Genomic DNA, 20726 nt, shown 5'->3' on the forward strand with positions numbered 1-20726 from the left:
TTCCTCCTTGTACTCCCGATAACGGGATTCATTCCGGCTAGAAATTCAGATAGTTCAGGGAAACGAACTGAAGCAACCCTGCCAGGGCACCAAAAATACCGCCCACAATCATCAACTGGACCTCTTCTTCCCGGAACGCCGGGCGCAGGATGTCCTGGAATTCATCGGGTTTCAGCGCTTTCATCTGGCCGGACAGAACTTCGGCTACCACAGGTGCCCGCTCTCGGTTAAAAGCCGGGTCACTGAACACGTCACGCGTAGCCAGTACCGCCTTCTGGTTCATGGCTTTCTTGAGCTCGGTGTAACCCGTCATACCAACGGTGACCTGCGCCGTCAGCTTCATGATGACAGAGTTGTCCAGTAAGGGGCGAAGGTGTTTCTGGATAATCGCACGGGTTCTGTCACCGTGGCTGCCGTTGATCATGGCGTCGGCAACCTTCTCTACAGTAATCAGTTCCTCCGCCACCAGCCTGGCCCAGACATCACTGATTTCTGGCTGCCTGCGCAAAAACAAACCCTGAACCTTCCAAAACAGGATTCGTCGGGGCCTGAGCGGCGCGAAAATCAGGTTGATGGCAATCCAGTTGGTCACGAAACCGACCACGAAGCCGCCCAGCGGCAGCAGCCAGGGCTCCGGATAGCGAGTCCATAAGGGCACAAGGAGAGCTCCAAGAATGCCTCCGATAACCGCACCTCGGTTGATCACAGACTGAAGCTCCACCGCACCGGCTTGCTGGAAAATCCGGTTCATCATGTCCGGATGTTTTTCGAGTTCGCGGCTGAGCAGAGCCTTGAGGTCGACCAACTCGTCCAGATCGTCACCAAAGTCCTCCACCAGCTCCTCTACCCTGGAGGGCAGCTGTTCACGGGCCCACTGATAAATCCGGTTTCTGACAAATAAGGGAAGGTTGTCCCAAAGGACCGGCTGGATTTCGTACATAACCTCATCGATGTACTCATCCATCCGCGGGGTCACCTGGGAAATCACCTGCTCAACGATGCGCTGCGGTTCAAGCCTCTGGTAGACAGCGTTGAGGTCGCCGAACTGCCGAAGCGTCCTGTCGATGCAGATATGCGCCATCTTTTCCGCTTTGCGGGGAATAACGCCCTGCCACCCTATCAGCCCCACTCCGATGAACTGCACCGGATAGAAGGACATCTGGATGGCCAGCCAGTTGGTCAGCCAACCAACAACGGCCGCCATAAGAGGCACTGACAGAAGCGCAACGTCGAACAAGTTTGACCCCGGTAGAAGAGTGTAATCCGTTTTAAGGCGGTGATAATGCCGTTAACGGACAGACAGGATAGTACCTGCCTGCAGTTGCTGTGTATGCGACACATGATGAAGTAATTGAAATGTCACAACATTGGCCGAGCAGCCATGGCGAAAGCGGTAATGCGGCAGGCCGAATAGATGCCGCGCCCCGGAGGGCGCGGCAAAACGGGAAGGGAGGACTTACTGGTAGTAGGCGTTTTCGGTGTAGGAGTGGTCGGTCACGTCACGCACTGCAGTGATTTCCGGAACCCGCTCCTTCAAGGTTGATTCCACGCCCTGCTTCAGGGTCAGGCTGACTGCCGAGCAACCCTGGCAACCGCCACCGAAACGCAGCACGGCCACGGATTCGTCGACGATCTCCACAAGGGACACCTCGCCGCCATGGGCGGCCAGATTCGGATTGATCTCGGAAGCGAGTATGTAGTTCACCCGATCCGGCAGAGGTGCGTCGTCATCAATCTTGGGCACTTTTGCATTTGGTGCCTTGATGGTGAGCTGCCCACCCATCTGGTCCTTGGAGTAATCCACGTAGGCCTCTTCGAGGAAGGGCACGGAATTGTGGTCCAGATACAGGACGAACTTGTCCAGATCTACCTGCTCGTCCGTCGGTACTACTTCGTTAGGCGGGCAGTAGGCCAGACAGGTTTCGGCGTTTTTGGTGCCGGGCTGGGTCACGAAGATACGTACGCCCATGCCTTCCACGTCCTGTTTTTCGATAAGTTGTGCAAGATAATCCCGAGCGGGATCTGTCACAGTAACCTGAGCCATGTTTTCAACCCGTTTGAAAGTTTGGGTTCATTTTAAGGGAGTTCGCGGGAACATGAAAGACCAAGTAAAATAGTCGGGCTTTACGAAGGTAATGAATTTCCCGTATTGGCAGGTATTTGCAGTAGGCAATTGATAATCGTCATTCGTACTAAGACGGGCTCGGGCAATTTTGCTATGATCCCGCGCCATTGAATTTAATACCGCGTTTTTAACGACATCCGGAAGTAAACCTATGACCGATCGCACCACCCGTCTCGACCAGCTCCACAAGGCCCTGCAGGAACGCATTGTGATCCTTGATGGCGGCATGGGCACCATGATCCAGAATCTCAAGCTGGACGAGAAGGCGTTCCGTGGCGATCGGTTTGCCGACTACGAACGGGAAGTTCAGGGCAATAATGACCTGCTGAACCTGACCCAGCCCGCCCTGCTCCGCAACATCCACGCGGACTACCTGGACGCCGGCGCAGACATTATCGAGACCAACACCTTTAACTCCACCCAGCTTTCCCAGGCGGACTATGGGCTGGAAGCGATTGCCAGGGAACTGAACGTGGCCGCAGCCGAACTGGCCCGGCAGATCGCGGATGAGTACACCGCGAAAAACCCGGAAAAACCGCGATTTGTCGCCGGTGCCGTCGGGCCAACATCGCGGACCGCCTCCATCTCACCGGATGTCAATAACCCGGGCTACCGCAATGTCGATTTCCAGACCCTGGTCGATAACTACTACGAAGCGGTAGGAGGCCTGGTCGAAGGCGGCTGCGACCTGATCCTGATTGAAACCATTTTCGATACGCTGAACGCCAAGGCGGCGATCTACGCCACTCAGCAGTATTTTGAGGACAGCGGCATCACCCTGCCGATCATGATTTCCGGCACCATTACCGATGCCTCCGGCCGAACCCTTTCCGGTCAGACCACCGAGGCTTTCTGGAATTCGGTGGCCCACGCCAAACCCATATCCGTTGGCCTGAACTGCGCACTGGGGGCCGACGCCCTGCGCCCTTATGTGGAAGAGCTGTCTGCAAAGGCGGAAACCTATGTCAGCGCCCACCCGAATGCCGGCCTTCCCAACGAGTTTGGTGAATACGATCAGACACCCGAGGAAATGGCCGAGATCATCGAAGGCTTCGCCCGTGACGGTTTTCTGAACATCATCGGTGGCTGCTGTGGCTCCCGGCCGGATCACATCGAAGCCATCGCCCAGGCGGTGTCCAAGTACCCGCCCCGGAAGATTCCCGAACGCCCGAAAGCGCTGCGTCTTTCTGGCCTTGAGCCGTTCACAGGCGACGACAATGTTCTGTTTATCAACGTGGGTGAGCGGACCAACGTCACCGGCTCCAAGCGCTTCCTGCGTCTGATCAAGGAAGAGCAATACGAAGAGGCCCTCAGCGTCGCCCGTGATCAGGTGGAAAACGGTGCCCAGATCATCGACATCAACATGGATGAGGGCATGCTGGAGTCGAAAGAGGTGATGGTCACCTTCCTGAACCTCGTCGCCTCCGAGCCGGATATCTCCCGGGTGCCGATCATGATCGACTCCTCCAAGTGGGATGTGATCGAAGCAGGATTGCGCTGCATCCAGGGCAAGGCGGTTGTGAACTCCATCAGTCTCAAGGAAGGCGAAGAGGAGTTCGTCAAGCGCGCCAGAGACTGCATGCGCTATGGCGCCGCCGTGGTGGTAATGGCCTTCGACGAACAGGGCCAGGCAGACACCTACGAGCGCAAGACCGAGATCTGCAAGCGCTCTTACGATGTGTTGACCGGCATCGGCTTCAACCCGGCGGATATCATTTTTGATCCGAACATCTTTGCCATTGCCACAGGCATCGAGGAACACAACAACTACGCGGTGGATTTCATCAACGCCACCCGCTGGATTCGGGAAAACCTGCCCCACGCCTCAATTTCCGGCGGCGTGAGCAACGTGTCCTTCTCGTTCCGCGGCAATGATGTAGTCCGTGAAGCCATCCACTCGGTGTTCCTCTACCACGCCATCAAGGCGGGGATGAACATGGGCATCGTGAACCCCGGCCAACTGGTGATTTACGACGAAATCGACCCGGAGCTCAAAGAGCTGGTGGAAGATGTTGTCCTGAACCGCCGTGATGATTCCACTGACCGGCTCCTTGAGATCGCCGAACGCTACAAAGGCAAAGGCGGCAAAACCCAGGAGGAAGACCTGGCCTGGCGTGAATGGCCGGTGGAGAAGCGCCTGGAACATGCACTGGTCAAAGGCATTACCACCTATATCGTGGACGATACCGAAGCCTGCCGCCAGAGAGCCACACATCCCATTGAGGTCATTGAAGGCCCATTGATGGATGGCATGAACGTGGTCGGAGACCTCTTCGGCGATGGCAAGATGTTCCTGCCCCAGGTGGTCAAAAGCGCCCGCGTCATGAAACAGGCGGTTGCACACCTGATTCCCTACATCGAAGCGGAGAAAACGGAAGACCAGAAAGCCAAGGGCAAGATCCTGATGGCCACGGTAAAGGGCGATGTCCATGATATCGGCAAGAACATCGTGGGAGTGGTCCTGCAATGCAACAACTATGAGGTGATTGACCTGGGTGTGATGGTGCCCTGCGACAAGATCCTCGCTGCTGCAAAAGAACACGATGTCGACCTTATTGGTCTGAGCGGTCTGATTACCCCGTCTCTGGACGAAATGGTCCACGTGGCTCGCGAGATGCAACGACTCGATTTCAACATTCCGCTGATGATCGGTGGCGCAACAACTTCCAAGGCGCATACCGCGGTAAAAATCGAGCCCCAGTACAAGAACGACATCGCGCTGTACGTGTCGGACGCATCCCGCTGCGTGAACGTCGCATCCCAGCTTCTGAGCAAGAATGCGAAGCCCGAGTTTGTGGAAGCCGCCCGTACGGAGTATGACGAAATCCGCGAGCGCCGCAAGAACCGAGGTGACCGCACCAAGCTGGTTTCCCTGAAGGAAGCTCGTGATCGCGCCCCCGACATCTCCTTCGAAGGCTACCAGCCTCCAAAGCCGGCTTTCACCGGCATCCGGGTGTTCGAGGAATATGACCTCAACGAGCTGGTGGACTACATCGACTGGACGCCGTTCTTCATGTCCTGGGATATTTCTGGCAAGTACCCGGCCATTTTTGATGACCCGAAGCGTGGCGAGGCTGCCCGCCACCTCTTTGACGATGCCCAGAAGATTCTGCACCGGATGATTGATGAAAAGCGGGTCTCTGCCCGTGGCGTCATCGGTTTCTGGCCAGCCAACCGCCGTGGTGACGATGTTGTGCTTTACACGGACGAATCCTGCACCGAGGAGCTGACTACCCTGCACCACCTCCGTCAGCAGGATGAAAAGGCACCGGGCAAACCCATGATGGCGCTGTCGGATTTTGTCGCGCCTGAAGGCTCCGGGACCGTGGACTACGTGGGCGGTTTCGCGGTCACCACCGGCATTGGTGCAGAAGAATTCTCGGTAGAGTTCAAGGATGCCAACGACGACTATAATGCGATTATGGTGAAGGCGTTGGCCGACCGCCTGGCAGAAGCTTTCGCCGAGCGGATGCACGAGCGGGTTCGCCAGGAGTTCTGGGGCTATGCCGCTGATGAAAAGCTGGCCAACGATGACCTGATCAAGGAAAGGTACCGCGGAATACGTCCGGCACCCGGCTACCCGGCGTGCCCGGACCACACGGAGAAGGCAACCTTGTTCAGTTTGCTTGAGGCCACTGATACTGCAGGCATTGAGTTGACCGAGCACTTTGCCATGTTCCCGACCGCTGCCGTCTCCGGCTGGTACTTTGCGCATCCGGAATCCAAGTATTTTGCGGTAGGGAAAATTGGCGCTGACCAGGTTGAGGACTATGCTGAACGCAAAGGCATTTCCAAGGCCGAGGCAGAACGCTGGCTTGCGCCAAGCCTGGCGTACGATCCGGCAGAGTAAGCTTCGGGTGAAGCACAGATCAGGGGCGGATGTATGACTGAATCTTCAGAAGCGGAAAAACGGGACGAAAAAAAGCCGCGTGGACCTGGCGTATTGAAAGTCATGCAAAGCATACTCGCCGGCGCGTTCGGAGTTCAGTCCGACAAGCGCCGGGAAGAGGACTTTTCAAGCCATAGCCCCTGGCCTTACATCATCGCCGGCATTCTGTTCACAGCCAGCTTTGTTGTAGGTCTGATCGTTATTGTAAATCTGGTCCTGGCGAGCCAGTAGACTACTGGCCAGCTACCCAGACCACCGCGAAAGCCACGGCAAGAACCACCAGCAGCACGGCGGCAACGGCATCGGCCTGACTGTCAGAACGTGCGGTCTTTTTCATGTCTGTTCCTCTTTCCGAGTTTTTGTCTCGTGTTTTTCTTGTTATCACGGCAGCAGCGCACACTGCTAACGTCATCCTCCAAGTTAAGCAGTTAATTGATATTCGTCCAGTCCCTTGTTCCTTCTGCTTATCGCCTGAGTCGATAAACATATTTTGAAATAATCATTTTAAGAATAAAAACCCGCTGTTATCCTTTCCGTCAGATATAAGGCCGTCGGCCTGGATATGTCGCTTTCAAGCAGGATCTTCCCACTATGTACGTATATGATGAACACGATCGGCAAATGGCTGCCGAGAGGGTTGCCCAGTTCCGTGACCAGACAGAAAGAGCGCTGGCCGGAGAATTGGCTGAAGACGAGTTTCTTCCCCTTCGCCTGCAGAACGGCCTGTACGTTCAGCGTCTTGCCCCCATGCTCAGGATCTGTGTTCCTTACGGCATGATGCGCTCAAACCAGCTTCGCCGGCTTGCGCGAATTACCCGGGACTACGACAAAGGCTATGCGCACTTCACCACTCGCCAGAATGTGCAGCTTAACTGGCCGGCGCTGGAAGACGTTCCCGACATTCTTGCAGAACTCGCTGAAGTGGAAATGCACGCCAACCAGACCAGCGGCAACTGCATTCGTAATACCACCACAGACCAGTTCTCCGGTGTTCAGTCGGACGAGATTGCGGATCCCCGGCCCTACTGCGAAATCATTCGCCAGTGGTCCACGTTCCATCCGGAATTCGCCTTCCTGCCGCGGAAATTCAAGGTTGCCGTGAACGCTTCCGAGCAAACCGATCGAGCCGCCATCCAGGTGCACGACATCGGGCTTCAGATGGTACGCAACGAGGCCGGCGATCTCGGTTTCCGGGTACACGTGGGCGGTGGTCTTGGCCGTACGCCCATGGTCGGGCCGGTAATTCGCGATTTCCTGCCGGAACTGGATCTGTTGACCTACCTGGAGGCCGTGCTTCGCGTCTATAACCGATACGGTCGGCGCGACAACAAGTTCAAGGCCCGGATCAAGATTCTGGTGAAGGCTCTGACCCCTGAGGGCTTTGCTGAAAAAGTGGAAGCAGAGTGGCAGCATATCAAGGAATCCCCGACCCGGCTGACGCCCGAGGCGATTCAACGTATCCAGGGCTACTTTACTGAACCGGATTACGCGGCTATCGACAATGCCACGGACCTGCTGGCCAGCCAGCGGTTTGAGAACCGAGGCTTTGACCAGTGGCTGACCCACAACGTGGACACCCACAAGAAGGCAGGCTATGCCATCGTCTCCCTGACGATGAAGAAAACCGGCACTCCTCCTGGCGATGTCAGTGACAAGCAGCTTGAACAGATTGCTGATCTGGCAGACGAGTTCAGCTTCGGTGAAATCCGGGTCACTCACCAACAGAACGTGGTGCTGGCCGATGTGCGCCAGGATCGGCTGTTTGAACTGTGGCAGGCGATTACGCCCATGGGTTTCGGTACCGCGAACCTGAATACCCTGACTGATGTTATCTGCTGCCCCGGCGGTGATTACTGCGCCCTGGCCAACGCCAAGTCCATCCCGGTGGCCGAGGCCATCCAGCGGCAGTTCGATGATCTGGATTACCTGTACGACCTGGGCAATATCGATCTGAACATTTCCGGGTGCATGAATGCCTGCGGTCACCACCACGTCGGCAACATTGGTGTTCTCGGTGTCGACAAGAAAGGCCAGGAGTTCTATCAGATCAGTCTGGGCGGGTCGTCCCATCATGATGCCTCAATCGGCAAGATTCTGGGGCCTTCCTTTGCACGGGATGAGATGCCCAAGGTGATTTCAAAGATCATTGATGTCTACGTGGACAAGCGCACGGAAGAGGAAACCTTCCTAGACACCTATCGCCGCGTAGGAATTGATCCATTCAAGGAGCGGGTTTATGCCTAACGTTATTTCTCCGGATGGCAGCATCCGCCAGGACAACTGGGTAGTGGTGCCCCGCCCCGCCGAGGGCGAATCGCTGGATATTCCGGCCGACCAGCCGGCGTTAATCCCTGCGGATCTCTGGCTGGCAGGCTATGAGCATTTTACCGGACGGCAGGAGATTGGCGTGTGGTTCGACAGCCACGACGAGCCGGAGATTCTGGACGGTCGGGTGAACGAACTGCCGGTAATTGCTGTGAATTTTCCGAAGTTCAGTGACGGGCGTGGTTACAGCATTGGCCGGCTACTGCGTGAACGTTTCGGCTACAAGAATGAGCTTCGGGCGATTGGAGACGTGTTGCTGGATCAGCTGCAGTTCATGAAGCGCTGCGGATTCGATGCTTATGTCCTTCGGGCTGACAAGGACATCAACAAAGCTGCGCGGTGCCTGAACTTCTTCAGCCAGGGCTACCAGGCCGCGACCGATACGGAGATCCCGCTGTTCCGGCGTCGGGCCTCCTAGTTATCAAGCTTTAGAGTACGAAGAGAGGGGCTTTTCCCTCTCTTCTATTCCATCTTATCGGTTGGAGTCGCTTCTTATTTAGAGTGATCCAGGACAATCTTGCCGGCTGATTCACCTTTCAAGAACGCCTTCAGCGCCCCATCCAGCTCACTGCGACCGATATCCCGGGCAGACGCTTCGGTCTTCGGACACGCCCACTCCCCGGCGAATTTCTTCCATACCGCTTCTTTCTCTGGCAGGGGAATCTCTACCGAATCGACACCCAGCAGATTCACGCCACGCAGGATAAACGGCAGCACGGTGGTCTGAAGGCCCGGACCGGCTACGAGACCACAACAGGATACTGAGCCACCAGGCTTGATCTGCTTGAGCAGTTCGGCCAATGGGCTACCACCCACCGTATCGACAGCGTTCGCAAATGCCGGTTTAACGAGGGGTTTCTTTTCCTCGGCCAGGGTTTCACGACCCACAACTTTTTTAGCCCCAAGAGCTTTGAGATCGTCTGCATGGTCGGCCTTGCCGCTTATGGCGACGACGTCGAACCCAAGTTTGGCAAGCAGTTCCACCGCAACGGTGCCAACGGCACCGGAGGCTCCTGAAACTGCGACTTTGCCCTGCTCCGGCTTGGCGCCCATAGTCAGAAGCTTCTGAACACAGAGACCGGCGGTGAGGCCGGCGGTGCCATAGATCATAGCGGTACGAGCGTTCCATCCTTCCGGCATGGGAACACACCAGGCGGCAGGTACGCGGATGTATTCGCCAAAACCGCCGTCTGTATTCATGCCCAGGTCGTACCCGGTCACGATAACCGGACTGCCGTTCGAGGGGTTGCCAGTGGCGGAATCGACGACCTCTCCTGCTGCATCAATACCCGGGGTATGGGGAAAGGAACGGGTAACGCCCTTATTGCCGGAAGCCGACAGCGCATCCTTGTAGTTGAGAGAAGAGTGGCTTACCCGTATCAGGACGTCACCATCAGGAAGGTCGGCAGTACTCAAAGATTTCTCCGCACCGACATACTCGCCGTTCTGCTCTTCAACGCGCCAGGCCTTGAATTCCGAATTGGTGGTCATCATTCTTCTCCGCTTTCGGTGGTCTACTGGAACTTCTGGTTGCGGAAGGCGCCCAGGACTTTCCAGACAGTGTGTTCAAGCGCCGAACTGGTGGCCAATCCGAGTTTTTCCGGAAGGGTCCGTTTGCGCTGATATGCCACTGAGACTACGTCTGCCCGGTCGCAGGCTTCAATGAGATATTCGTCGGAGGTTTTGATCTCGTCGATCAGTTTCACTTCGAGCGCTCGCTTGCCGAACCAGATATCTCCATTGGCAACGGCTGCAATGTCCAGGTCCGGCCGGCGTTCGCTGACATACTCTTTGAAAAGACCGTGAGTGTCTTCAAGATCTTCCAGAAATTTCTGTCGTCCTTTATCGGTGTTTTCACCAAATATAGTCATGGTGCGTTTGTGCTCTCCAGCGGTGAGCACTTCGAAGTCCACGTCGTTCTTCTTGAGGAAACGATGGAAATTCGGAAGCTGGGCAACCACACCGATCGAGCCCAGGATGGCAAAGGGCGAAGCAACGATCCTGTCTGCGACGCAGGCCATCATGTAGCCTCCACTGGCCGCCACCTTGTCAACGCAGGCGGTGAGGCGCAGACCCTTGCTGCGAATCCGGTCCAGCTGGGCGGCCGCAAGGCCATAGGAATGAACCAGCCCACCACCGCTTTCGAGGCGGATAACCACTTCGTCTTTTTCCGGATCGGCAATACTCAGCACCGCTGTAATTGCCCTGCGAAGCGGATCTGTGTCGCTGGCTTTGATATCGCCGTCGAAATCCAGAACATAGACGCGACCACGACTGTCATCCTGCTCATCGGTATTCTTCGCGGCCTTGGCCGCTTTCTTCTCCGCCTTCTGAGCCTTTTTCCGGGCCTTCTGGAACACCTTTCTTTGGTGATCAGACATCAGCCGTGACTGAATCGTTTCACGCAACTTTTCGTATTTCTCGTTGAGTTTCCGGATCTTGAGTTCTCCCTCGCCCTCATGATCGCCCCGATCCTTCTGGGCCGCGGACATGATGACAGAGATCACTACCAGGGCCGCCACCACGAAAGTAACGATCTTGGCCAAAAACAAACCGTATTCTGTCAGGAACTCCAAAGTGCTTCTCCAACTCAGTGTGCGGGAACAAGAGTGTAACTTACCGAATTTATGGTGATAAGGAGAGCAAAAAAATTAAAACAAGCGTTCGATCGATCTTGACAGGGCCGACCACTCACCATAAAGTCGGATTGCGAGGTCGGCTCTACCCGGGCATTCGATCAGGCTCGTGCAGCCAGGGACATCAAGCCGTCGTGATCATGACTAGACAACCATCAAAAGGGTAAAACAATGTCTGTAGCTCAGGTATTTGAACAACTCGAACAGAATTTCAACGCAGACGCAGCACAAGGCCTGGACCTGGTATTCCAGTTCGACATCGAGGACGACAAGACCTACCACCTCGTTATCAATGACGGCACGTGCAAAATGCACGAAGGCGCCCATGACGATCCTTCCGTTACCCTGATCATGAACTCCGAAACCCTGCAGGGCATCGTTTCAGGCGAGACCGACGGCATGCAGGCATTCATGGCAGGTCAACTGCGCGCCGAAGGCGATATGATGCTGGCAACCAAATTGGGCGAACTGTTCAAGATGGGCTGATTGCCCCCGTCAAGCACAAAAAAGCCTGCGTCTCGACGCAGGCTTTTTTTATGTCCGAGAATCTATTGATTCCAGAACTGCACGGCTTCCCTCGCCTGCTCGTTTACCGGAACAGCAACCAGGCCCGAAGAAGATAGCTTTACCTCGAAAACAGCCCCATCCCGCATTGGCATGAACGTCATGCTTCCGTCCACGGCCTCCACAAACGGCAAGTTGAATTGACGGTCCCACTGCCAGAGATCAGGCCAGATGCCTTCAGCGAGGCCTATGGAAGTCCTCGGAGCCGACCGCTCCTGCTCAAGCGACGTGTAACGCCCACTCAATTGCTCGAGCCGGTAACCGGGAGCGATATCAAGCCAACGGAAGGGGCCGGTAAAACGGAGAATCCTGGCGTCAATCTGCCATTGATCGCCCTGCAGCGTTCTCACCACAGACAACCCATCCTGACTCTGAAGGGAAACCTGCCAGATCTGTTCGGCCTGTCTCTGGGTGGAGATGCTTGCCGCGGTCTGCAAGCCTACCAGTGAATGATAGCTGCTCAGATTTACCGCAATCACGAGGACATATAAACCGGCCAGAATGACACCGAAAACCGCCGTTCCTTTAATCCAGGTGAGCAACCATCGGGGGTGCCTGAAAAACAGCAGGCCCGCTATAACCATCACAGCGCCGGCAGCGGCCAGTACAATGATAGCGAGCGTGTGGGACATGGAACTACAAACCTACATCGTCCAGCGACGATTCAGCCAGTTTCAGTAGATCTACGTTGCGGTCTTCGCTTTTGCCAATACTCTCGATGTAGTACTCCAGCGAAGTCAGAGCGTCCGCCAGCGCCTCGAGCACCTGGGCGGCTGGCGCTTCCTTCGCATCCAGCAAGCGCTCCTGGATTGAAGCCGCAACCCGCTCGAGAACCCCGGCGGCTCCGGGATCATTCACCATTTGCAGGCCACCCCAGATGCTGTGCAGGGTTGCAGGCAGATTGGCAAGATGCAGTTTGTCGTAGTCGGATTCGATAAAAGCGGTGATCGCACGCTTTGCCAGGGTCAATGCCCCACGGGCTTCGTCAGCCACGACATAGAGCGCCTCACGGAGGTAGACAGACTCCTCCCGCTTGCGTTCACCACCGGCCAACGCGTCGGTTTCCGACGTGATGCCGCGGGTCACGATCTGCATGACGGCGTCTTCAATTCCCAGGACGGAATCGGCGAGTCGATACAGTTCATCATCACCGGGCAAGCGAGATTCTGCTTCCCAACCCCGAAGCTTGCTCGCCTCTTCTCTGGAAACGCCCGCCAGCTTGTTCAGGTCAAGCATCACCAAAGTGTTGGCCAGTCGCTCGAGGGCATCGGCAATCGAAGACAGCTCCGCCAGATCCGGCTCGATACCGCGTTCAATGATGTCCAGCTTGTCCTTCAACTGGTTCAGTTCATCCTGAAGGGCTTCTGACAGGGATTTAAGGACATCACTGCCAGGACCGTACAACCTGCGCGCATGGGCTTCCAGCATGGAATCCGGAAAATCCGCCGGCGCGAGATGGTAAGCGGATAACACCTCGGTAACTTCAGGGTTAGCAGACCCGCTGCGGTACAGCAGATAGACCAGATCCCGAATCAGCGAATCCGGCGCGTCTTTACCCGTGGCAACCTTGCCCACGTACACCACTTCCCGGGCGTACTTCTCGATCCGCATGAACATGCGCTTGCGGGCCTTGTTAAAGACCATAGCGCGATCAAGCATGGTGTCCGCAACAATGCCGACAAGGCACCACATCTGCCCCATAGGTGCGCCCTGGCAAAGGCGGGCAAGCCCTCTCGAAGCGCGGCCAATCAATTTCTTGTTTACCACATCGTTCCGGTCGCGAAGAATTCCCAAAAGCGCAACCTGGAAGGTCAGGCGCATGCGACGCGCCATGACTTCGTAATCCGCCTCATTGCCTTCAAACGGCTGCAATGACAAACCGGCACAAAAATCCGGCCTCTCTTTGACATCGACATCAAAAAACAGGATTCGGGATAGGGTTTTTCCCGGCGGGCCTCTCGGAGGTCATTGATCACGGGAAGCAACAACTCGGGATGGTCTTCCCGCTGCTGATGATAGTACTCGACATAGCGCCGAAGAATGAACAGAGCGCTATTGAGGGTAGTAAGAAGGATGTTTTTGTCGTCATTAGCGCCAACGGGAACGTCGTTGGCCATAGTTACTGCTTCCTGGCACAGCAGGGTTCCACCCCGCAGCTCCACCAGAATGAAAATGCCCCGCAACTGGTTGATGAAATCAACACAGTTCTGGAGATCCTCACCCCTTTCGCGGTTTTCCTGAAAGCGTTCAAGGCTGGATTCTGCCTGCTTGATGGTCTGCTCTATTTCACTTTTGACCAGATCAAACGACTGCGATTTCGTCGCGAGAGACGACTGAACCATAAACGCTTCCCGTTAATGTTGCGGAGACTACCGCATCCTCTTTGGTGGTCACTGGTCCGGCTGTCGCGTACCAGGCCTTTTTGTTCTGGGCCGGCTAACCCCTTTTCCGGCCAAAGCCAGTTCGCAAAAAACTGGCGAACTTATCATTACTTATAACATAAAACTCAAGTACCTCAAGAAAGGCGGAATGTAACATTTGGTACAGCCCGACCCAGTTCTCATTCCGGGCTCTGGAGTTTACCCCACACAGTTTCGCCCGCCTGTTTTTCGAGCAGGGACATGAACTCTTGGTGGGCTTCGGCCTCTGAACTGGAAGCACGAACCACCGACAGAGGCGCTCTGTCAGCAGGTAGCCTTCGAATTCCGCCGTTACCGCCGCCGTTCTCAGATCCGGCATCCAGTGACAGCGCGGTCTGGCCACCGGTAAGGAGGAGGTAAACATCGGCCAGGATCTCCGCATCCAGCAAGGCGCCGTGGAGGTCACGGTTGCTATTGTCCACACCGTAGCGCTTACAGAGCGCATCCAGGTTGTTCTTCTGCCCCGGGTGACGGGCCCTTGCGATAGCGAGGGAGTCGACAATTCCGCAGTGGTCCGCGGTTTTCCGTACCGGCTTGAGGCGGGCAAATTCCGAGTCCATGAAGCCGACGTCGAACGCAGCGTTATGGATAACCAGCTCGGCGCCCTTGATGAACTCGAAGAACTCATCGGCGATTTCCGCGAAACGGGGTTTGTCGGCAAGGAACTCGTTGGTGATGCCGTGAACAGTGATCGCCTCAGCCTCTACTTCCCGGTCCGGGTTGATATAGACATGGTAGTTGCGGCCGGTGAGCTGACGCTCCATCAATTCAACACAACCGATCTCGATGATCCGGTGACCCTCTGCCGGGTCGATACCCGTGGTTTCTGTATCCAGTACGATCTGTCTCATTGCCTGCACCTGGTTATCTGTATTTATGCGCTCTGAATCTATGCGCCGGAAAGCTCGTCGACGCCGCGATTGGCCAGTTCATCCGCCAGCTCATTGTCAGGAACACCAGAGTGCCCTTTTACCCAGTGCCAGTTAATCTGGTGCCGGGCCACTTCGGCATCCAGCTCGCGCCAAAGATCTTCGTTCTTCACGGGCTTTTTCGCGGAGGTCTTCCAGCCGTTCCGCTTCCAGCCTGCCATCCATTCCGTAATGCCTTTGCGCACGTACTGCGAATCCGTAAACAGCTCCACCTCGCACGGGCGCTTCAGGGCCTCCAGACCACGGATGGCTGCCATTAATTCCATGCGGTTGTTCGTGGTATTCGTCTCCCCGCCGTGCAGGGTCTTCCGATTGTCGCCATAGCGCAAAACCACGCCCCAGCCGCCGGGCCCGGGGTTGCCTTTGCAGGCGCCATCCGTATAGAGGGTTACCTTGCCGGTCATTCAGCCTCCTGATTTAATTTTCGGTGATTCACTTCGGTCTGTTAATCGGCGAGCCACTGCGGCTGCAACCTCGGGAGGCGCCAACGGTACCGGTGCCCGGCAGAGCAATCACCTTGCTTTGGCGCCAGACGGGGCGCCTCGGCAACCGGGCGTGGACGCGTTTTTTGGCAAGGATACAGTAATAGGCGCCTACTGGCAGGAGTCGATTTCCGGACAAACGGTTGTCAATCCGGCTCGTCGGCTTGCGACCACTGCGCTGCAGTGGTGGCCTGAAAAACCGGGTAATCGACGCTTCAACATTGAAGCCCAGCAAGTGCAGCCAGTCTTCCATGCGTCCACGCAAGAGGAAACGACCGCCCCACGGGCCCTCGCTACTCCTGGAGATCAGTTTGCGCGCACCCCAGAGGCTCAGAGGATTAAAACCAAACAGGGCCATCGTGCCCTCTCCCCGGAGCACGCGCGCCGCCTCGCGAATCACCTGGTGAGGGTAAGGAGAGAAATCGGCCGTGTGATGCAGCACGACAAGATCCATCGAGTCACCGGGAAAGGCCAGCTCGTCGGCATCGCAGATTGCGACTCCATCCGGAATATGGGGATACCATCTTGGCGCTGTCATGATCTTCTGGGAAAAATCCGTGCCGGTAGCCAATGGCAGCCGATGGCTGATCCCCACCTGCAACTGCCTGGCGCCTGTCAGACGCTGTAGTTCGGCGTCGACAAAGCGTCTCTGGTCGGCCAACAGTGCCCGACCCAACGGAGTCTGGAACCAGCGCTCAAAGCTCTCATGTCTGGCGGAATAATCAACTGCCTCGGATTCACTCACCAATGCGCCACTCCCGGAAGCCCTTTCCCATGGTTGGGGCCTTGTATTTAATGCTCTATCATATCAGTCACATTCGATAAGCACATGTGGGGCCCTATGCTGACCATTTCCGCCATACCCGCCTTCAGTGACAACTATATCTGGTGCCTTTCCGACACCGCCAGCGACAAGGCGCTGATCGTGGACCCGGGCCAGGCCCAACCGGTCCTGGACCATCTGGCCGAGAACGGACTGACCCTGGATACCATTCTGGTGACCCACCATCATCCGGACCATGTCGGCGGTGTCAAAGACCTGATTTCCCGTTTTCCGGATTGCAGGGTAACGGGCCCCGCGGATTCGCCCTACAAAGGCAGTACCAACCTGGTTCATCCCGGTGACGAGGTGATCTGGGAAGATATCACCTTTCAGGTCCTGGGCGTTCCCGGCCATACTCTCGATCATATTGCCTACTTCACCGACGTCGAGGTAAATGGTCGGCCGGTTCTCTTCTGCGGCGATACCCTTTTTGTCTGTGGATGCGGACGTCTGTTCGAGGGCTCACCGGAGCAGATGCGTCAGTCTCTTCAGACCCTCCGGGCGCTGCCTGGCAAGACCGCCGTTTACTGCGCCCACGAGTACACCCTCGCGAACCTGCGCTTTGCCCGCAGCTGGTTGCCGGAAGACGAAGGTCTCCGGACGTTCGAGCAGGAATGTCAGGCCGCCCGCGATGCAGGAAAACCGACGGTTCCTTCAGTCCTCGAGAACGAGAAACGGCTCAATCCGTTTCTGAGGTGGGATGATCCGGCGGTAGTGGACTCCGCCCGGGCCTATTGCTCGAGCCGCGGCCTGCCCGCCGATTCCGATAACGCTATTTTTGCGGCCATTCGCCACGGCAAGGATAATTTCTGACGCCTGGTGATACGCACTTAACAAATCCTCTCAGAGCCGTAACGAGAGGTTTCTTGACCCCTTTTTAATCGGTCCCATAGAATCATTTCAAAATTGTGACCGTAAATTGTTCAATATGCCGGAGTTTCAGATGCTGAATCCGGCCTCAACCTGAACCCGGATGCTGTTATGTCGGCCAGACGATTGTCGTTTTTGTTTTTCGCCGGAGCCCTCGCAAGTGGCTGCACCAGCCTGATCAGCCAGGGAGAGCAAAGCCCGCTGAACACACAGGAAGTTACGGTCGCCGCGGGCGATGAAGGGCTCAAGAAAGCTGTGGAGACCGGAGAAAACCGTGACGCTGCCCGCGACGAGCCGCTGGACGAAGCTATTGCTCCGGAATTGAAGGATGCTGCCAGGGATGCCCGGGAGAAGCTCGACAATCCGGTTCAGAAAACCGCTGAGGCGGAGGCAGTTGAGCAGGATCTGTGGGCAAGACTGCGTTCAGGATTTGTTCTGGATCACGATATCGACAATGAACGGGTTCGGGACCAGTTGAACTGGTATGCCCGACATCCCGGCTACATTGATCGGGTTGTGGAACGCGGCAGTCGCTACCTTCACTATATCGTCAACGAGACAGAAAAGCGGGGCCTGCCTGCTGAATATGCCCTGCTCCCCGTTGTTGAAAGCGCGTTCGATCCGTTTGCCTACTCCCATGGGCGCGCGGCCGGCCTCTGGCAATTCATTCCCTCCACGGGCAAGTACTTTGGTCTGACACAAAGCTGGTGGCACGATGACCGTCGTGACGTCATCGCCGCAACCGACGCTGCCCTGACCTATCTCGAGCGCCTCGCAAACCGGTTTGATGGCGACCACACGCTCGCCCTTGCCGCCTACAACAGCGGCGGCGGCACGGTTTCCAGCGCCATGCGCCGCAACCGGAACGCCAACAAGCCGACAGACTTCTGGTCTCTTCACCTGCCCCGGGAAACCAGACACTACGTCCCCAAACTGATTGCTCTGGCGAAAATATTCGACGATCCCGAGGCCTATGGCATCGAACTGCCATCGTTAAAGGATGAACCCTACTTCGAAGTTGTTGATACCGGCTCCCAGCTCGACCTTGCCCAGGCGGCAGAACTGGCCGGGGTAGATGTCGACGAGATCTACCTCCTGAACCCCTCCTACAATCGCTGGGCAACTTCGCCGGATGGACCTCACCGGTTGCTCGTTCCGGTTGGGAATGCGGAGACGTTCCGTGCAGCCCTGGCTGAAATTCCAGCCAATCAACGGGTGTCCTGGCGCAACTACAAAGTCAAATCCGGAGACAGTCTCAATTCGATCTCCCGCAAATTCTCCACAACGCCGTCAGTGCTGCAGCAGGTCAACAATCTGGACAGCGACCTGATACGAATTGGCCAGCGCCTGATGATTCCCTCTGCTTCCAAGGGCAGCGATGCTTACGCCCTGAGCGCCTCCCAGCGCCTTGAGCGCAAACAGGAGCGTAAGCGGGACGGTAACAAGGTTCGTTACACGGTGCGCAAGGGCGACACCTTCTGGGACATTGCCCGCGAGCACCGGGTGTCCGTGCGTGAAGTTGCTGCCTGGAACGGTATGGCGCCCGGCGATCCGCTGATACCCGGCAAGGAACTGGTCATCTGGTCCAAAACCAGTCAGCCGACGGTTGTGGCAGCCAACAGTGGCCGTGGCAAGGCTATGGTTCGGAAAGTAGGCTACCGGGTGCGCAAAGGCGACTCCCTTGCCCGGATTGCCAGCAGGTTTTCCGTGAATGTGCGGGACATCGCAAGCTGGAACGATCTGAATACCGCCCGTTATCTGCAACCCGGGCAAAGTCTGGTACTCTACGTTGATATCCGAAACAGTCCCTGACGTGCGAGACTTATGACAAGAACACGGAAAGCCTCATCCCTTACGTCGTTTTTATCAGCCCTGGCACTTATTGCCACACCGCTTATCTCACCCTTTTCCGTCGCCGACGAGGCAATGCCAGCCCATGGCATTGCCATGCACGGGGACACCAAATACCCCGCCGGGTTTAGCCACTTTGATTACGTGAATCCGGAAGCCCCGAAAGGCGGCACCCTGAAAATGGCGGTTGTTGCCAACGGCTTCGACTCATTCAATCCTTTTGATATCCGGGGTGTTGCCGCCGCGGGCATCAGCAACTATCTGTATGACACACTCCTTGAGTCGTCCGACGATGAGCCCTTTTCGGCCTACGGCCTGATTGCCGAATCCCTGGAGACACCCGAAGACCGGAGCTATGTGGTTTTCAATATCCGTGAACAGGCGCGGTTCCACGATGGCGAAGCCATTACCGCTGAGGATGTGAAATTCTCCTTCGACACGCTTACTACCCAGGGGCACCCCTTCTTCCGGAACTACTACGCTGACGTCGAAACAGTCACGATAGAAAGCCCTCAGCGAGTACGTTTTGACTTCAAGGAAACCAGCAATCGGGAGCTGCCGCTGATCCTCGGCCAGATGCCCATTTTGCCCCAACACTACTGGGCCGATCGAGAATTTGGCAAGAATGGCCTCAACCCGCCGTTGGGCAGTGGCCCCTACCGGATTGGTGACTTCGAAGCAGGCCGGTCGATTACTTACGAACGCGTTGACGATTACTGGGCACAGGATCTTGGCGTCCGGAATGGCCGCTTCAACTTCGATCAGATCACCTACGACTACTACAACGATGACACCGTGGCGCTGGAGGCGTTCAAGGCCGGCAGTTTCGATTTCCGGTTGGAGTCTTCCGCCAAGAACTGGGCCACAGCCTACACCGGGGAGCGTTTCGAAAACGGCACGATCATCAAGGAAGCCATCGAACATCACCGGCCTTCAGGCATGCAGGGTTTTGCCTTCAACACCCGCAGAAAGGTGTTTTCCGACCCGCTGGTTCGTGAAGCGCTGGCCTATGGTTTCGACTTCCAGTGGGCCAACAAGAACCTCTTCTTCGACCAGTACACCCGTACCGACAGCTACTTTGAAAACAGCGATCTCGCTTCCTCGGGTCTCCCCACCGGCCGTGAACTGGAAATACTCGAACCTTACCGGGATCAGTTGCCCGATGATGTGTTTACCGAGGAGTACCAGCCACCCACCACCGAAGGCCAGCAGGGCCTCCGCGAGAATCTGAGGACGGCTCTGGGTCTGCTCAAGTCTGCCGGGTATATCATCCGCGATGGCAAGATGGTACACGGCGAAACCGGCGAACCACTGGCGTTCGAAATCCTGCTGTTCCAGAAGAGCTTCGAGCGGGTGGTTCTGCCTTTCAAGAACAACCTCGGCCGTCTCGGTATCGATGTGACCGTACGCCTCGTGGACAGCAACCAGTACATCCAGCGCCTGCGGGAATTCGATTTCGATATGATCACCCAGGTGTTCGGCCAATCGGATTCCCCGGGCAATGAACAGCGGGAATACTGGCATTCATCCACCGTGGATGCCAAAGGCTCACGGAATTACATGGGCGTGAGCGATCCGGTGATCGACGAGCTTGTGAACATGGTCATTCAGGCGCCAAACCGAGAGGAACTGGTTTACCGGGTTCGCGCCTTGGACCGGGTTCTGCTGCACCACTATTATGTGATTCCTCACTGGCACCTGAGAAGCGACCGTGTCGCCTACTGGAACCATCTGCAACGTCCAGCCGAGACGCCGAAAAACGGCATTGATCTGGACAACTGGTGGGCGAAGCCCTGAGGAAAACGCCGCCAA

General features: G+C 56.5%; 16 protein-coding genes and 1 pseudogene. 8 read left to right on the forward strand and 9 right to left on the reverse strand.

Features of this window, described 5'->3' with window-relative positions; genetic code table 11:
- Positions 1-37 precede the first annotated feature (37 nt).
- A complete protein-coding gene (locus tag HP15_RS08920; RefSeq protein WP_206076552.1) occupies positions 38-1237 on the reverse strand; it encodes a hypothetical protein in 1200 nt (399 codons plus the stop codon).
- Between the two features lie 219 nt (positions 1238-1456).
- Positions 1457-2044, reverse strand: a complete 588-nt coding sequence (gene nfuA, locus HP15_RS08925) for a Fe-S biogenesis protein NfuA (RefSeq protein WP_014577160.1) — start codon at positions 2042-2044, stop codon at positions 1457-1459.
- 232 nt (positions 2045-2276) lie between these two features.
- Here nfuA and metH point away from each other — a divergent pair, with 232 nt between their 5' ends.
- The 4 genes from metH (at position 2277) to HP15_RS08945 (ending at position 8757) form a co-directional block, all read left to right on the forward strand.
- A complete protein-coding gene (gene metH / locus HP15_RS08930; protein WP_014577161.1) occupies positions 2277-5975 on the forward strand; it encodes a methionine synthase in 3699 nt (1232 codons plus the stop codon).
- Between the two features lie 33 nt (positions 5976-6008).
- Positions 6009-6245 (forward strand): DUF2970 domain-containing protein, encoded by a 237-nt coding sequence (locus HP15_RS08935; protein ID WP_008171686.1) that lies wholly within the window; start codon positions 6009-6011, stop codon positions 6243-6245.
- A gap of 360 nt (positions 6246-6605) precedes the next feature.
- The gene (locus HP15_RS08940) at positions 6606-8258 is read left to right on the forward strand and encodes a nitrite/sulfite reductase (RefSeq protein WP_041645228.1); all 1653 of its coding nucleotides are present in this window, start codon (positions 6606-6608) and stop codon (positions 8256-8258) included.
- Positions 8251-8757 (forward strand): DUF934 domain-containing protein, encoded by a 507-nt coding sequence (locus tag HP15_RS08945; RefSeq protein ID WP_008171689.1) that lies wholly within the window; start codon positions 8251-8253, stop codon positions 8755-8757. Before HP15_RS08940 ends, HP15_RS08945 begins: the two co-directional genes overlap by 8 nt.
- Positions 8758-8831: 74 nt before the next feature.
- Here HP15_RS08945 and HP15_RS08950 read toward each other — a convergent pair whose 3' ends face one another.
- Together HP15_RS08950 and sohB are read right to left on the reverse strand one after the other, a co-directional pair.
- A complete protein-coding gene (locus HP15_RS08950) occupies positions 8832-9830 on the reverse strand; it encodes a YhdH/YhfP family quinone oxidoreductase (RefSeq protein ID WP_041645229.1) in 999 nt (332 codons plus the stop codon).
- A 23-nt stretch (positions 9831-9853) separates the two neighbouring features.
- Positions 9854-10915: a protease SohB gene (sohB, locus tag HP15_RS08955; protein WP_014577164.1), complete on the reverse strand. Its 1062-nt coding sequence runs from the start codon at positions 10913-10915 to the stop codon at positions 9854-9856.
- 231 nt (positions 10916-11146) lie between these two features.
- Between sohB and HP15_RS08960 the strand changes: the two genes are divergently transcribed.
- On the forward strand, positions 11147-11461 hold the full coding sequence (locus tag HP15_RS08960; RefSeq protein WP_008171697.1) for an SCP2 sterol-binding domain-containing protein: 315 nt from the start codon (positions 11147-11149) through the stop codon (positions 11459-11461).
- Positions 11462-11523: 62 nt separating this feature from the next.
- On the opposite strand, the gene HP15_RS08965 is transcribed toward HP15_RS08960, so the two are convergent.
- From HP15_RS08965 to HP15_RS08985, 5 genes and pseudogenes are all read right to left on the reverse strand, one after another.
- Positions 11524-12171, reverse strand: coding sequence for a hypothetical protein (locus tag HP15_RS08965; protein WP_008171698.1), 648 nt, complete (start codon positions 12169-12171; stop codon positions 11524-11526).
- 4 nt (positions 12172-12175) lie between these two features.
- Positions 12176-13881, reverse strand: a pseudogene (locus HP15_RS08970) (chemotaxis protein).
- Between the two features lie 218 nt (positions 13882-14099).
- Entirely contained in the window at positions 14100-14810 is a 711-nt protein-coding gene (dnaQ, locus tag HP15_RS08975) for a DNA polymerase III subunit epsilon (RefSeq protein WP_041645230.1), read from the reverse strand.
- A 38-nt stretch (positions 14811-14848) separates the two neighbouring features.
- On the reverse strand, positions 14849-15292 hold the full coding sequence (gene rnhA / locus HP15_RS08980; RefSeq protein WP_014577167.1) for a ribonuclease HI: 444 nt from the start codon (positions 15290-15292) through the stop codon (positions 14849-14851).
- A 28-nt stretch (positions 15293-15320) separates the two neighbouring features.
- Entirely contained in the window at positions 15321-16115 is a 795-nt protein-coding gene (locus HP15_RS08985; RefSeq protein WP_014577168.1) for a class I SAM-dependent methyltransferase, read from the reverse strand.
- Between the two features lie 96 nt (positions 16116-16211).
- On the opposite strand from HP15_RS08985, the gene gloB reads away from it, so the two are divergent.
- The 3 genes from gloB (at position 16212) to HP15_RS09000 (ending at position 20711) form a co-directional block, all read left to right on the forward strand.
- Complete coding sequence (gloB, locus tag HP15_RS08990) at positions 16212-17006, forward strand: hydroxyacylglutathione hydrolase (protein ID WP_014577169.1); 795 nt, start codon at positions 16212-16214, stop codon at positions 17004-17006.
- Positions 17007-17174: 168 nt separating this feature from the next.
- On the forward strand, positions 17175-18875 hold the full coding sequence (locus HP15_RS08995) for a LysM peptidoglycan-binding domain-containing protein (RefSeq protein WP_014577170.1): 1701 nt from the start codon (positions 17175-17177) through the stop codon (positions 18873-18875).
- Between the two features lie 12 nt (positions 18876-18887).
- Positions 18888-20711: an extracellular solute-binding protein gene (locus HP15_RS09000; RefSeq protein WP_014577171.1), complete on the forward strand. Its 1824-nt coding sequence runs from the start codon at positions 18888-18890 to the stop codon at positions 20709-20711.
- Positions 20712-20726: the final 15 nt, after the last annotated feature.

The organism is Marinobacter adhaerens HP15 (assembly GCF_000166295.1).
Classification (GTDB): Bacteria; Pseudomonadota; Gammaproteobacteria; order Pseudomonadales; family Oleiphilaceae; genus Marinobacter; species Marinobacter adhaerens.